General features: G+C 65.5%; 15 protein-coding genes and 2 pseudogenes. 6 read left to right on the plus strand and 11 right to left on the minus strand.

Features of this window, described 5'->3' with window-relative positions:
• A pseudogene (locus Y704_RS24425) lies at positions 1 to 455 on the plus strand (hypothetical protein); the annotation flags it as partial.
• Between the two features lie 126 nt (positions 456 to 581).
• Here the strand turns inward: Y704_RS24425 and Y704_RS24825 are convergent.
• Positions 582 to 779, minus strand: a complete 198-nt coding sequence (locus Y704_RS24825) for a hypothetical protein (RefSeq protein WP_216698960.1) — start codon at positions 777 to 779, stop codon at positions 582 to 584.
• Between the two features lie 131 nt (positions 780 to 910).
• On the opposite strand from Y704_RS24825, the gene Y704_RS24430 reads away from it, so the two are divergent.
• Genes Y704_RS24430 through Y704_RS0107280 form a run of 3 tightly spaced genes read left to right on the plus strand, consistent with a single transcriptional unit; the run spans position 911 to position 2,392 of the window.
• A complete protein-coding gene (locus Y704_RS24430; protein ID WP_162149385.1) occupies positions 911 to 1,057 on the plus strand; it encodes a hypothetical protein in 147 nt (48 codons plus the stop codon).
• Positions 1,054 to 1,731, plus strand: coding sequence for a class F sortase (locus Y704_RS0107275; protein WP_026549631.1), 678 nt, complete (start codon positions 1,054 to 1,056; stop codon positions 1,729 to 1,731). The genes Y704_RS24430 and Y704_RS0107275 overlap by 4 nt, the downstream gene beginning before the upstream one ends.
• A 52-nt stretch (positions 1,732 to 1,783) precedes the next feature.
• Entirely contained in the window at positions 1,784 to 2,392 is a 609-nt protein-coding gene (locus Y704_RS0107280; RefSeq protein WP_026549632.1) for a flavodoxin family protein, read from the plus strand.
• A gap of 111 nt (positions 2,393 to 2,503) precedes the next feature.
• Here Y704_RS0107280 and Y704_RS0107285 read toward each other — a convergent pair whose 3' ends face one another.
• The 4 genes from Y704_RS0107285 to Y704_RS0107300 form a co-directional block, all read right to left on the minus strand.
• Positions 2,504 to 2,971, minus strand: coding sequence for a DUF4383 domain-containing protein (locus Y704_RS0107285; RefSeq protein WP_051476804.1), 468 nt, complete (start codon positions 2,969 to 2,971; stop codon positions 2,504 to 2,506).
• A gap of 176 nt (positions 2,972 to 3,147) precedes the next feature.
• Positions 3,148 to 3,753, minus strand: coding sequence for a sigma-70 family RNA polymerase sigma factor (locus Y704_RS0107290; protein WP_026549634.1), 606 nt, complete (start codon positions 3,751 to 3,753; stop codon positions 3,148 to 3,150).
• Between the two features lie 109 nt (positions 3,754 to 3,862).
• On the minus strand, positions 3,863 to 4,651 hold the full coding sequence (locus Y704_RS22690) for a GAF domain-containing protein (protein WP_051476794.1): 789 nt from the start codon (positions 4,649 to 4,651) through the stop codon (positions 3,863 to 3,865).
• Complete coding sequence (locus tag Y704_RS0107300) at positions 4,638 to 4,883, minus strand: hypothetical protein (protein ID WP_026549635.1); 246 nt, start codon at positions 4,881 to 4,883, stop codon at positions 4,638 to 4,640. Before Y704_RS0107300 ends, Y704_RS22690 begins: the two co-directional genes overlap by 14 nt.
• Before the next feature lie 200 nt (positions 4,884 to 5,083).
• Here Y704_RS0107300 and Y704_RS0107305 point away from each other — a divergent pair, with 200 nt between their 5' ends.
• On the plus strand, positions 5,084 to 5,344 hold the full coding sequence (locus tag Y704_RS0107305) for a DUF4235 domain-containing protein (RefSeq protein ID WP_026549636.1): 261 nt from the start codon (positions 5,084 to 5,086) through the stop codon (positions 5,342 to 5,344).
• Between the two features lie 69 nt (positions 5,345 to 5,413).
• Here the strand turns inward: Y704_RS0107305 and mnhG are convergent, their stop codons facing one another.
• From mnhG to Y704_RS0107335, 6 genes are read right to left on the minus strand one after another with little or no spacing between them, the layout of a single operon-like run.
• On the minus strand, positions 5,414 to 5,788 hold the full coding sequence (gene mnhG, locus Y704_RS0107310) for a monovalent cation/H(+) antiporter subunit G (RefSeq protein WP_155850261.1): 375 nt from the start codon (positions 5,786 to 5,788) through the stop codon (positions 5,414 to 5,416).
• Positions 5,789 to 5,790: 2 nt separating this feature from the next.
• Positions 5,791 to 6,048: an MrpF/PhaF family protein gene (locus tag Y704_RS0107315; RefSeq protein WP_026549638.1), complete on the minus strand. Its 258-nt coding sequence runs from the start codon at positions 6,046 to 6,048 to the stop codon at positions 5,791 to 5,793.
• The gene (locus Y704_RS0107320) at positions 6,045 to 6,614 is read right to left on the minus strand and encodes a Na+/H+ antiporter subunit E (RefSeq protein WP_026549639.1); all 570 of its coding nucleotides are present in this window, start codon (positions 6,612 to 6,614) and stop codon (positions 6,045 to 6,047) included. Before Y704_RS0107320 ends, Y704_RS0107315 begins: the two co-directional genes overlap by 4 nt.
• Positions 6,611 to 8,218 carry a Na+/H+ antiporter subunit D gene (locus tag Y704_RS0107325; protein WP_026549640.1) on the minus strand — a complete coding sequence of 536 codons (1,608 nt, stop codon included), beginning with the start codon at positions 8,216 to 8,218 and terminating at the stop codon, positions 6,611 to 6,613. Before Y704_RS0107325 ends, Y704_RS0107320 begins: the two co-directional genes overlap by 4 nt.
• A complete protein-coding gene (locus Y704_RS0107330; protein ID WP_026549641.1) occupies positions 8,215 to 8,721 on the minus strand; it encodes a Na(+)/H(+) antiporter subunit C in 507 nt (168 codons plus the stop codon). The genes Y704_RS0107325 and Y704_RS0107330 overlap by 4 nt, the downstream gene beginning before the upstream one ends.
• Complete coding sequence (locus Y704_RS0107335) at positions 8,718 to 11,726, minus strand: Na+/H+ antiporter subunit A (protein WP_026549642.1); 3,009 nt, start codon at positions 11,724 to 11,726, stop codon at positions 8,718 to 8,720. The genes Y704_RS0107330 and Y704_RS0107335 overlap by 4 nt, the downstream gene beginning before the upstream one ends.
• Positions 11,727 to 11,858: 132 nt before the next feature.
• On the opposite strand from Y704_RS0107335, the pseudogene Y704_RS19650 reads away from it, so the two are divergent.
• Positions 11,859 to 12,160: pseudogene (locus Y704_RS19650) on the plus strand (MFS transporter); the annotation flags it as partial.

The following is a 12,160-nucleotide window of genomic DNA, read 5'->3' on the forward strand; positions in this document are numbered from 1 at the left end:
GCACACGCGCCTACGGCGGAATCCAGACCACGCTGACCACCTCCGGCGCCACGACCCCGGCTGAGGGCCTGAACCTCGCGCTCGGCGGCCAGGGCGGCAGCTACACCATCGATCGTGAGATCGACATCAACGCCGAAACCAAGGCATCGCTCGAAGCCGGCACCGCCGTCGTCGTCGTCCACGGCCTGGACCCAGCAACCGCCGGAGTCTCCGAGGAAGTTTTCAACTCAACCAGTGACATCTCCCCAGACCTGCCCCTTGGCGCCACCTCGCCGGCACTCTGTGGAACCCTCGTAGCCTCACAGATGGGCGACATGCCTGCCGGAGGCGCCGACACCGGCGTCGCCCAGGAAACCGGTTCCAACACCGCCATGCTCGCCCTCGGTGGCGGCCTGGTCCTGGCAGCAGCAGCCGGCGGAACCTTCATGGTCCGCCGCAGCAACACCAAGGCATAATCGCACCAACTGAAACACCAGTAGGTGAACCGGCCGCCGCCGGGGCTTCCAAGCCTCTGCGGCGGTCGGCCGTTAACCACGAATCCGACGCCAACAAGCGAAGACCGGCTTCCGCACGATGCCTTCTCAGGCACCCTCACGACGCGAGTCAGCCCAGTTTTCGACGGCGGCTAGATAGCGGCGTGCAGCAGTAATCACAGCATCCGGGCGCGGATTGACCCACGAGCGCTCAAGCTCGGAAAGTGCCTGCTCTACGCGACGCCGCGATGAAGCCACTGCCGCTGAATCGACGCTGCCGGCCTCCCTGCCATCTGTCATGCTCATGTGCCTGATTCGTAGCTGGCGAGTCTGTGGATCGTTGCGGCGCACTGTAGGAGATCATCGTCTGCCGGTCGCCCTGCAACGACCGGACGATGACTGCCCGGACAGTAAACTGGATGGTCAGCCGATCCGCGGTGAACCAATCCGCAAAGCCGCTTGCTTCGAAGAACATGCGAAGCACGCTGCGGTCGGTGTGCACCACCGCGGAGGAAGTGACGCCCGAAGCAGGCGAGACCTGGTTCTCCACGCCCAACGAACTGATCGGACATTACCCATCATGATTAGCTCAGCGCGCAGCCGCCACACAGGCTACTTCGCCTCTGCAGCGGTCGCTGCCCTCATCCTGACCGGCTGCGCAGCAGCTGCCCCGCCCCAAAGCCAGGGAACGGCGACGCCGCCCACGGTTTCCGCCGCGCCTGCGGTGCCGACTACGGCACCGCCGAGTGCGCCGGGCACACCCGCGCCAGCACCTGCACCAGCTCCGGCCCAGCTGCCGGTCCTGGCGACCTCGGCCCCTGTCTCGTTCCGCGTTCCCGCCACGGGTGCGCAATCAGAGCTGCTCAGCCTCGGCCTACGCGACAACGGCTCGCTCGAGGTTCCCCCGGACGGACCTGGCGCGCCTGCAAGCTGGTACAACGATTCCCCGACACCCGGCGAGCGCGGACCCGCAGTCCTCCTTGGGCACGTCAACGCTACCGACGGCGGACCCGGGGTCTTCGCCGACCTGCGCAGCCTGAAGGCGGGCGACACCATTGAGGTAACCCGCGAGGACGGCACCACGGCAACCTTCGTCTTCGACCGTGGCGAGCAGTACCCCAAGGACGAGTTCCCCACCCAGACGGTCTACGGCAACACCGAGGGGTCCGAGCTGCGCCTGATCACCTGTGACGGCTACGATCCCGCGACGGGTGAGTTCGACGACAACTACGTCGTCTATGCAAAGCTGGTGGTCTGATTCATATCAGGGCACAATCGTGGCAGATTCCGTCGCAATGAAAGGACCTCCATTGACCAACCTCTCAGCATTCGCCCTCGTCTGTACGCTCACACCCTCACCAGAACCTTCGAGCAGCGAGCTGATCGCACGGCACATCCTCGACCTCCTTGCCGGGCACGGCGTGCAGTCATCCCTGGAGCGGGTGGTCGATCACGATGTGAAGCGCGGAGTCCTGACGGACATGGGAGACGGAGACGAGTGGCCCGCACTGCGCGATAAGATTCTTGCCGCCGATATCCTCATTCTCTCGACGCCCATCTGGCTGGGCCATCCGTCGAGCGTGGCCCAGCAGGTCATGGAACGGTTGGACGCGGAACTATCCGAGACGGATGAACAGGGCAGGCCGATCATGTACGGCAAGGTCGCGGTTGTTGCCGTAGTGGGCAATGAGGACGGCGCCCACAAAACCATCGCCGATATGATGCAGGGCCTCAACGACGTCGGCTTCACCCTTCCTGCACAGGGCGGTACATACTGGGTGGGCGAGGCCATGCAGACCGTCGATTTCAAGGACCTTGACCAGGTTCCGGACCCTGTCGCGTCCACCAATGCTTCTCTGGCGCGCAATGCCGTCCACCTTGCGCGGCTGCTGCGCGAAGCGCACTATCCGGCTGAGTGAAACCGGCAGCGGAAAGACCAGCAGAACATAGATTTGTCGGCGGAACCGGCTCTGGAACTTAAACGACGGAGGGGAGGCTTTTGGCCTCCCCTCCGTCGATTCGCGTACTGGTCAGGCGTTACGGGTTCCGGCAGTGCTCCTCTTTTTGGTAAGAAGCAATGCAAGGGCGACCATTCCGATTCCCAGGACAAGATGGAGCCAATTGTCCGCGTCATTCAGGGGCACGAAATTCATTGCGGACTGCATATCGATCCGCAGGCCGTAGATCCATAGGACCAGGTAGATGATGCCGCCGTAGAGAAGGTAGGAACGGGCGCCGGGCGCCGTGCGGGCCAGGGCAAGTCCGACGATACCGAAGAGCAGGTGGACGATGTTGTGCAGGATCGACACCTGGCACACGCCCAGCAGAAGGGCACCGGATCCATGTCCGGCGACATGCAACTGATCGTACTGGCTGGTGATGCCCGGAATGAAACCCAGAAGTCCGACAAGTACGAAGACGGCCGCAACCACGGCGGCAGCCTTCTGGACGTTCGTTTTCGCGCCCGCGCGTGACTTGGATGTTGTAGTCGTGGTAATTCTCCTGATAAATGCTGCATAAGTGATGTGTAGAAATGCGCTGACTGTTGTCGAGGCATTATTCGGGCGCCGGACATGTTTGGATCGGCGCGCCGCGGTGATAATCGCACGGAATTGATTCATGACGTGCCGCCCCGACTTGCATCCCGGGTCGGCGAGGGCGGTGCAGGCGCTCGCTAGCGGGATTGGGCGTCGTAGCCTTGCTGCTCCATGGCTGTCCTCAACCGGGCCAGCCCGCTCTGAATACGCGACTTCGCTGTAGGCAGTTTCAGTCCGAGGCGGTCCGCGACCTGGACATACGTGAGTCCGTCGTAGTAGGCGAGGGTGACTGCTTCAGCCTGGCGGGCGGTGAGGGTCGCCAGGCATGCCCTGATCGTCTCGCTCATGATCGTGTGATGGACGGTTTCCTCCACTGAATCCACCTTGAGGGCATTGGTTTCCTGCATGTGGCGCGCCCCCCGCTCCCGGGAACTCTGTTCACTGCGCACTCGGTCGACGGCCCGGCGATGGGTGAGGGTGAACAGCCAGCTCTGCGGTGAACCGCGTGACGGATCGTAGGTCGCGGCGGTGGTCCACACCAGCAGGTAGACCTCCTGGGCTACCTCTGCCGCCATGGCCGGGTTCTGAAGGACCCTCAGGGCCAGACCGTACACCCGGCGTGCGGTTCGCTCATACAGGGCTTCGAATGCCGCCTCGTCGCGGTTCCCTACCCGGCCGATCAACCCGATGAGCGTCTGCATGGTCGTGTCCGGATCGGAGACGAGCCTGCTGGATGAGGACATGAGACCTACCTTTCCCAGCAGGTGAGTGATGCAGAGGGCTGTTGCTCGAATGATACACAGGTGTCACATGCGTAACATCGGGGGCTCGGAAGCGTTGCCCAGCTGTTACTCAGGACGCTAGTTCAAGCTGCACCAGCCCGGCCAGAGCGCGCAACTCCTCCTCATCGTCCCTGGTGAATTCCCGCGGCTTGTCGTCGATGACGCACAGCGTCCCGATTCTCCAGCCGCCCGGGCCTGTCAGAGGGTATCCGGCGTAGAAACGGATGTGGGGCGCTTCCAGGACCAGCGGGTTCTCGGTGAATCGCTGGTCGAGCAGGGCGTCGGGGACCACGAGCGTGCGGGCAAACCGGATGGTCTCGTTGCAGAAGGAAATCTCCCTCGGTACGTTCTGCCCGATGGGCCCGGACAGCGACTTGATGAACTGGTCCTCGGCGCCGATCAGGGCGATGGACGCCGAGCTGACGCCGAACCGTTCCTTCGCCCGGCGGGTAAGCCTGTCGAAGCGTTCCTCCGCCGAGGTATCCAGCAGACCTGTCTGCCGGAGGGAGTCGAGCCGCTGGACCTCGGCCTCTTCCGGAGTGGCTGGACCCTGTGGCAGGTCCAGTCCCTCACCGGCAAAGCTGTCCGCCGCATAACCCGAGGCAAGGGCAACCGCCTCGGTGCTGTAGGGCGCGCGGGAATCTGTCGAGGCGGTATCGTCCAGCAGTTCATTGACCGCGTGGGCGATGAGGTCACGCTCCAGCGGATCCAAAAGCAGCAGGCCGTGCAGGTAGGCGGCCACCTCGACGTCGCCACAGCTTCCACCCATGCTGAGATAGTTCATCCACACGTCATCGAGGTCGACCCCGGGCCTGGACGCAGCTGTCACGGTGTACCAGTGCTGCCTATTCGGATCCATCCAATGTCCCCATTCTTTCCACCTCGGGCTCGCCTTCCGGTCCGCCCCTCAATTGAAGCACCTCGGATCCCGAAAGATCCGCAGCCTCGGCAATGAGCATCGCGTCCTCACCATGGCGCAGCGCCGCCGCCACTGCCTCCTCCAGATTGAGCGCGGCATGATCGAACTCGAAGGCCGCAGCTTCCTTGTCCGCGGCCGCTACCTGGATCCGGTGGAGATCTTCCTGATTCATGTCTCGCCGGCCTTCCCGTAGTAGGACAGAAATCGAAGGAGGAACAGCGACCAGAGCTCCAGGCATACGGATGATGCGCAGTCTCAAAGGGTCCTCGAGAAGAGCATAAAGTATTCTTCCCCGCTGGGTAGCACTTGTTACCCGATGGCATGACCCGGGCTAGGCTGGGCCAGAGGATACGCACACAAAGGAGACACAGCATGCAGGTTCTTTTCAAAGTGCTCGGAGCCGTGATGAGCGTCGGTGCCGGTTTCATCGGCACCAAGCTCGTGGACGTCATCTGGCATAAAGTCACGGGCGAAGCTCCACCCAAGAGCAAGGACGGCCTGGAGAACACCCTCCGTTCAGCACTCATCTTCGCGGTCATCTCAGGAGCGATCAGCACCACGATCCAGGTCCTCACCAACCGGACCACGCAGCAGGCAATCGAGCGATTCGCCAGGACGCGCGGACTCACGTGATCCACCGCGGGTGACGTGCCGCAGCACGACGAAGGGTGTTCGGCCGGGCTCCGGTCGGGCACCCTTCTTCTATGGACCGTCCCCGCGCTGCCGGGCCGCCTTCTCCACGACGTCGTCGAGCTCGTCGATCGTCAGGAGGTCACGGCGCATATGCCGTGTCCGGTAGCCGGCGCGGCCTACCATGTGTGCGGAAACGGGACTGGTCAGGAGCTGGAAGATCCAGCAGACCAGCAGCACCGGGACAAGTGCCCAGCTGCGGAATTCAATGGCGAGGGCCAGCAGGAACAGCAGCAGTCCCAGCACCTGGGGCTTGGTGGCGGCATGCATCCGCGACAGCAGGTCGGGGAACCGGAGCAGGCCGATGCCCGCCGCGAGGGACATCAGCGCTCCGCTGATCAGCAGGGAGGCGACGACGACGTCGAGCGCGGGCTGCAGATTGTCCATGATCATTTCCTGTCCGTCACGAAGCGGGCCACCGTGACCGAGCCGATGAAGCCGACCACCGACGCCACCACCAGGAAGACCAGGTTGTCGAGGTTTCCGGTCACCACCATCCGGGTGGCCAGCGCCGCGCCGATGATGGCCAGCACGACGTCGAGCGCGAGGACACGGTCGAGGATGGTCGGACCGCGTGCCGCCCGGTACAGCGCACACGCGGCGGCCAGCGCGAGGATGGCACCCACCACGTACGTCACGGCAGTCACGACCGGGCCTCCCTCTCGCGCGCGAAGCGGTCCTCGGCTCGCAGCAGCGCCAGGTCCTCCCGCGTGCCCATGATGAGGATCAGCCAGGCTTCGGTGGCGCGGACGTCGCGGCGGATGGCGTCGGCGTCGTCGTCGGATGTGATGTTCAGGCAGTGGAGGTAAAGGGTCGACGTCGAGCGGTCCACTTCAAGGACCAGGGAACCGGGAATCAGCGAGAGCGCATGGCCGGTCGCCGTGACGAGGAAGTCGGACGAGCTGCGCAGCTGGACGGCCACCACGGCATTGCGCAGCCGGGGGCCCTTCGACAGCCCGAGCCAGAACACTTCGGCGCTTGCGGTCACCAGCTTGACCAGGAAACGGGCAGTGAAGGGCGCGGCCCACAGCACATTGAACCTTCCGCTGAGTTCCACGGGTGGAAGGTAGAACAGGTTCGCCACCACGTAGGCGATGATCGCCCCGAAAAGGAGGTTGCCGGCGCTGAAGTCCTGCCACAGCGCACCCCACACGATGACCAGCCAGATGACCAGCGGCAATTCGGTGATCAGCGGAGTCCTCTGCCGCGTCATCGCGTGGCCCCGGTTCCCAGCACCGCGTCGATGTAGGGGGTGCGGTCGAGCATCTCCTGCGCGGCGCTGTCACTGAGTGTGAACAGCGGACCGGCCAGCAGCGTCAGTGCCAGGCCCAGTCCCACGAGGCCGGCGGTCGGCCACACCATCGTTCTCGGCAGGAGTTGAACGGGGCTGCGCCCGGCGAACCGGCCCGATGCCTTCCCCACCACGTGGCGTGAGGTGCGCAGCCGTGAGCCGTCCTCCTTGGTGGCGAGGAGGATCGGGTCAGGGTGGGTTGCGTCCTTGGGCCGTCGCCAGAACGCGCGGTTCCATACCCGAGCCATGACCAGCAGCGTCAGCAGGCTCGTCAGGATCCCGCCGGCGACCAGGATGTAGGCCAGGGGCGTTCCGAGTTCGACGCCGGCCTGGATCAGGCCCAGCTTTCCGAGGAATCCGGAGAAGGGAGGTATTCCCGCAAGATTCATGGCGGGCAGGAAGAAGAGCACCCCGAGGATCGGCGAGAGTTTGGCGAGTCCGCCGAGCCGGTCCATGTTGGCGGTACCTCCCCGCCGCTCGACCAGGCCGGTGACCAGGAAAAGGCTCGTCTGCACGGTGATGTGGTGTGCCACGTAGTACACGGCGGCGCCGAGCCCGAGGCGGGTGGAGATCGCCAGGCCGAAGATCATGTAGCCGATGTGGCTGACGAGGGTGAAGGACAGCAGACGCTTGATGTCCGACTGCGCCAGGGCGCCGAGGATCCCGACCAGCATGGTCAGCAGCGCCACCACCATCAGGAGTGTGTTGATGCGGTCGCCGGGGAACAGCAGTGTCTCGACCCGCACCATCGCGTAGACGCCCACCTTGGTGAGCAGACCGGCGAACACCGCGGTCACCGGAGCTGGAGCCGTCGGGTAGGAGTCGGGGAGCCAGAAGGACAGGGGAAAGACTGCCGCCTTGATCCCGAAGGCCACCAGGAGCATGAGGTGGAGCACCAGCTGCGTGGCGGGGTCGACGTCCTCGAGCTTCACCGCGAGGTCCGCCATGTTGACGGTGCCGGTGGCGCCGTAGATCATGGCGATCGCGATGAGGAACAGCATCGAGGACACCACGCTGACCACCACATAGGTCACGCCCGCCCGGATGCGCGGCGTCGTTCCACCGAGGGTCATGAGCACGTAACTGGCGGTCAGCAGGATCTCGAACCCCACGTACAGGTTGAACAGGTCACCGGCCAGGAACGCGCTCGAGACCCCCGCCACCAGGATCAGGTAGGTCGGGTGGAAAATCGACACGGGCCCGTCCTCGTCGCCGTCTGTCGTGCCCTGCCCCGTGGCGTAGACGAGGACTGCGAGACTCACCGCCGAGGACACCACGAGCATGAGCGCCGAGAACTGGTCCACCACCAGTGTGATCCCGAAGGGCGCGTCCCACCCGCCCACCCGGACCGCGTGCGTCCCGTTGGGCGCGTTCAGCAGGAGGAGCACTTCGATCAGCAGCGTTCCGGTCAGGGTCGAAATACTGACGGTGCGCTGCGAGCGTGAATGCCGGATGAGCATGAACGCCACTGCCGCTCCGAGGAACGGGAGAATGACGGCGAGCGGCGCAAGGTCAGCTACGTTCACTGCGCCTCCCGTGAATTGTTCAGTGGGCCCGGACGCTGGGAGCCTGGGCGCTCCTCGGCCTCCTGGATGGTGTCACTATCGGTGCCCTGGTCGGTGAATTCGGTGGTCTCGACAGGCACCTCGGCGTCATCCTCGGCGTCGAAGCTGCCCTGGCCCGCCACGCGACGGTCCTCGATGTCGTCCTGCACGTCATCCTGGCGACCGAGCACCCAGGAGCGGTAGATGATTCCCAGCATGAACGCCGACACGGCGAACGAGATGACGATCGCGGTCAGGACCAGGGCCTGGGGAAGCGGGTCCGAGTATTCCCCGGCGGGTGTCCCCGCCACATAGAGCGGCGCCTTGCCCGCCGGACCCCCGGTGGACAGCAACAGGATATTGGCGCCGTTCGCGAGCAGGATCAGTCCGAGAAGCACCCGCGTCAGGCTCCTCTCGAGGATCAGGTACACACCGGACGCGAAGAGGACCGCCATGACGACAAGCAGTGTGATATTGACGCTCACCGGATAACCCCCTCCCCTGTTTCGGCGGACTCCTGGCGGGGGTTCCTGGGTGCGCCCTGCTCCTCGACCCGGGAGTGCCCCTCGCTGCGCTCGTCGATCTCGGATCCGAGGCTGCGCAGGACATCGAGCACCAATCCCACGACGATCAGGTAGACGCCGATGTCGAAGATCGTCGAGGTGACGAATTTGACGTCCCCGAAGATCGGCAGCGCGAATTCGAGAATGTGGCTCTGGAAGATCGCTCCCCCGAAGGCCAGGGGCGCAACAGCCGTGAGTGACGCGGTGGCAAGACCTCCACCCAGCAGCAGTCCGGCACTGACCGGGCTTGCCTCGGCCAGCTCGAACCGCCCGCCCGCGAGATACCGCACCGTCAGCGCAAGACCGGCGGTGAGTCCGCCCGCAAAACCGCCGCCCGGAAGATTATGGCCTGCCAGGAGCAGATACACCGAGAGCATGATGATCGAGTGGAACAGCAAGCGGGTCACGACCTCGAAGATGATCGACCGCCGCTCCGGGGCGAGTGTCCGGCCGGCCACCAGCCAGGCATCCCGCGACACCGTGGAGAATTTCCTCGCCAGGGCGAGGGCTGCTTCCTCGCGGTCCGTGCGGGCGAGGGGTTCCTGGCCGCGATCCACCGTGCCCGATTCAACGCCCTCGGCGCGCCGGCGCTTGTCCCCCCTGCCGCGGACGAAGATGAGGCTGGCGATGCCGGTTGCGGCAAGTGCCAGGACCGACACTTCGCCGAAGGTGTCCCAGGCCCGGATGTCCACCAGGAGAACGTTGACCACGTTCTCCCCACCGCCGTCGTTGTAGGCCAGATCGGGAAACGCAAGGGAGACCGGGGCCGCGTTGCGTGAGGCCATCGAGGACATCGCGATGACGGCCATGATGCCGCCGAAAGCGATTCCGAGGCCGGCCCGCAGCAGGCGGTGCCGGCTTTTCTCACGGTTCCAGAGGCGCGCGGGGAGTGAGCGCAGGGCGAGGACGAAGGCCACCAGCACGATGGTTTCCACGAGGGTCTGGGTCAGGGCGAGGTCCGGCGCCCCGTGCAGCGCGAAGATCAGCGCCATGCCGTATCCGGTCACCCCGACCATCAGCACGGCCATGAACCGTTTGTTGGCCCGGACCGCGGTCAGCGCACCCACCACGATCACCACGCCGGCGAGCGCCTGTGCGGGGGAATCGAACCATCGCCAACTGGTGGGCAGGGGTGCGTCGTACAGGATCAGCGCTGACAGCGGCGTCAGGATCGCGGTGGTGAGGATGACGAACAAGTAGAAGGTCAGGGAACCGCGCTGGGTGCGTCCGGTCACCCAGACCGCGACGTCGTCGAGCACCCCGACCGCATTCCGGTAGGTGCCTTCGGCGTCGAACACCGGCCGGACCCTGTCCTGTGCCCGCTCGACTCCGGCGCGGAGCAGGAACAGCCCCATTCCCGCCCCCAGCGTCAGCACCGACAGCAGCAGTGCCGGCGTCCACCCGTGCCACAGCGCGAGGTACACCTCCTCCTCGGGTGCGTCGAACAGCGAGACATAGGGCTGGATCGCGGCGTCCAGCGGCGCGGGCCACAGGCCGAAGGTGACTGTCGCAAGGGTCAGGACGGCGGGCGCGAGCAGGAAGGACTTCCGGATCCGTTTGAACGGCGTCGGCGCCTGCTCCTTCTTGGGGGCGAAACCGCCCCAGACGAAACGGGCGCTGTAGGCGAAGGTCAGGACGGAACCGGAGACGATCCCGGCGAGGAGGAGCAGGCCGGGAAGGCCCTCGGCCTCGGCCAGATGGACGAAGGCCTCGTAGACGGACTCCTTCGCCACGAATCCGAAGAACGGCGGAACGCCGGCCATGGACGCTGCGGCGACTGCGGCGATGACGGCCAGCGCGGGTGAGGAGCGTGCGATGCCGGAGAGTTTCCGGATGTCCCTCGTGCCGGACTGATGGTCGATGATGCCGACCACCAGGAACAGCGTCGCCTTGAAGAACCCATGGGCCAGCAGGAGTCCGAGTCCCGCCAGCGCGCCGTCGGGCCCTCCCAGTCCCACCACCATCGTCAGGAAACCGAGCTGGCTCACTGTCCCGTAGGCGAGGATCAGTTTCAGGTCGAACTGGCGCAGTGCCCGCCAGCCGCCGATCAGCATCGTGGCCAGGCCGAGGACCATCAGGACGCCGAACCAGTAGGCGGACTCCGAGAATCCGGGCGCCAGGCGGGCGACGAGGTAGATCCCCGCCTTGACCATCGCCGCGGCATGGAGATAGGCGCTGACCGGCGTGGGAGCCGCCATGGCCGCAGGAAGCCAGAAGTGGAAGGGCACCAGCGCCGACTTCGTGACGGCGCCCACGAGAAGGAGCACCACGGCGATATCGACGACGGCGCCGGTCGCCAGGAGCTCCTCCGCCCGGCCCAGAACCCCGGAAATCCGGTAGGTTCCCGCCGTCTGCCCGAGCATCACGATGCCCACGAGCATGGTCAGGCCGCCGAGCGTCGTCACGATCAGCGCCTGGAGTGCTGCACGGCGGGCTGCCAGTCGGTGCCGCGAGTAACCGATCAGCAGATAGGACAGGACGGTGGTCAGTTCCCAGAAGACGAACAGGAGAATCAGGTCATCCGCCGTCACCAGGCCGAACATCGCGCCGGCGAACGCCAGGAGCTGGGCACCGAAACCCCCGAGGTCAGGGTCGTCCTTCTTGAAGTAGCGGGCGCAGTAGAAGAGGATCAGCGCGCCGACACCCAGGATCAGGATCGAAAGCACGGCGGCCAGCGCGTCCATCCGGAATGCCAGCTCGAGCCGGAGCTCGGGGACCCAGGGATAGACCACCGACGGCGGCGCGTTCGGCATGCCGCCCGTCGCCGTCTGATCGCTCCCGGTGTACCGGGGATAGGTGGCCAGGAGCCAGAGGAAGCCGGCCGCGGGGGCTGCCCCCAGCACGTAGAAGGCGGAGCGTCCCAGCCATCGGAAGAGGACGGGCGCCGCCAGGGCCACTGCGAACAGCACGATCAGCAGTGGCAGCAAGTCGGTTTCCTGATCTTCCTGTGGAGGACGGTCGAGGGGCTTGTACCCATTCTAGCCGAGGAATACTTTCGGGGTTCCCGGAGCCCGTGTTGGCGGGCCCTCCCACCGCGGCGGGCGGCTAGCATGTGCGGTATGAGTTCGAGCCAGCAGTTTCCCGTGCCCGCGCAGGGAACCGCGCCTTCAGCCGGGACCACCGCGCCCTTCCCCTCCGGCCGGCTACTGAGCAGGCCCGTGCTCGCCTGGGCGTCCTGGGACTGGGGATCGGCGGCCTTCAACGCCGTCATGACCACCTTCGTCTTCACCGTGTACCTCACCTCGGAAGCTTTCGGCGGTGAGGAGCGCGCGTCGCAGTATCTCGGCTGGGGCCTGGCCGCGGCAGGAGCGCTGATCGCCCTGCTCGCGCCGGTGATGGGCCAGCGCTCGGACAGCGGCGG

Source organism: Arthrobacter sp. Br18, assembly GCF_000520555.1.
GTDB lineage: Bacteria > Actinomycetota > Actinomycetes > Actinomycetales > Micrococcaceae > Arthrobacter_D.

What these genes read in the sequence shown, in the direction of transcription:
- Y704_RS0107305 (WP_026549636.1), top strand. Translation starts at nt 5,084, where the DNA reads ATGCAGGTTCTTTTCAAAGTGCTCGGAGCCGTGATGAGCGTCGGTGCC.
- Y704_RS0107275 (WP_026549631.1), top strand. Translation starts at nt 1,054, where the DNA reads ATGATTAGCTCAGCGCGCAGCCGCCACACAGGCTACTTCGCCTCTGCA.
- Y704_RS24825 (WP_216698960.1), bottom strand. Translation starts at nt 779, where the DNA reads ATGAGCATGACAGATGGCAGGGAGGCCGGCAGCGTCGATTCAGCGGCA.
- Y704_RS22690 (WP_051476794.1), bottom strand. Translation starts at nt 4,651, where the DNA reads ATGGATCCGAATAGGCAGCACTGGTACACCGTGACAGCTGCGTCCAGG.
- Y704_RS0107320 (WP_026549639.1), bottom strand. Translation starts at nt 6,614, where the DNA reads ATGACGCGGCAGAGGACTCCGCTGATCACCGAATTGCCGCTGGTCATC.
- mnhG (WP_155850261.1), bottom strand. Translation starts at nt 5,788, where the DNA reads ATGGACAATCTGCAGCCCGCGCTCGACGTCGTCGTCGCCTCCCTGCTG.
- Y704_RS0107290 (WP_026549634.1), bottom strand. Translation starts at nt 3,753, where the DNA reads ATGTCCTCATCCAGCAGGCTCGTCTCCGATCCGGACACGACCATGCAG.
- Y704_RS0107300 (WP_026549635.1), bottom strand. Translation starts at nt 4,883, where the DNA reads ATGAATCAGGAAGATCTCCACCGGATCCAGGTAGCGGCCGCGGACAAG.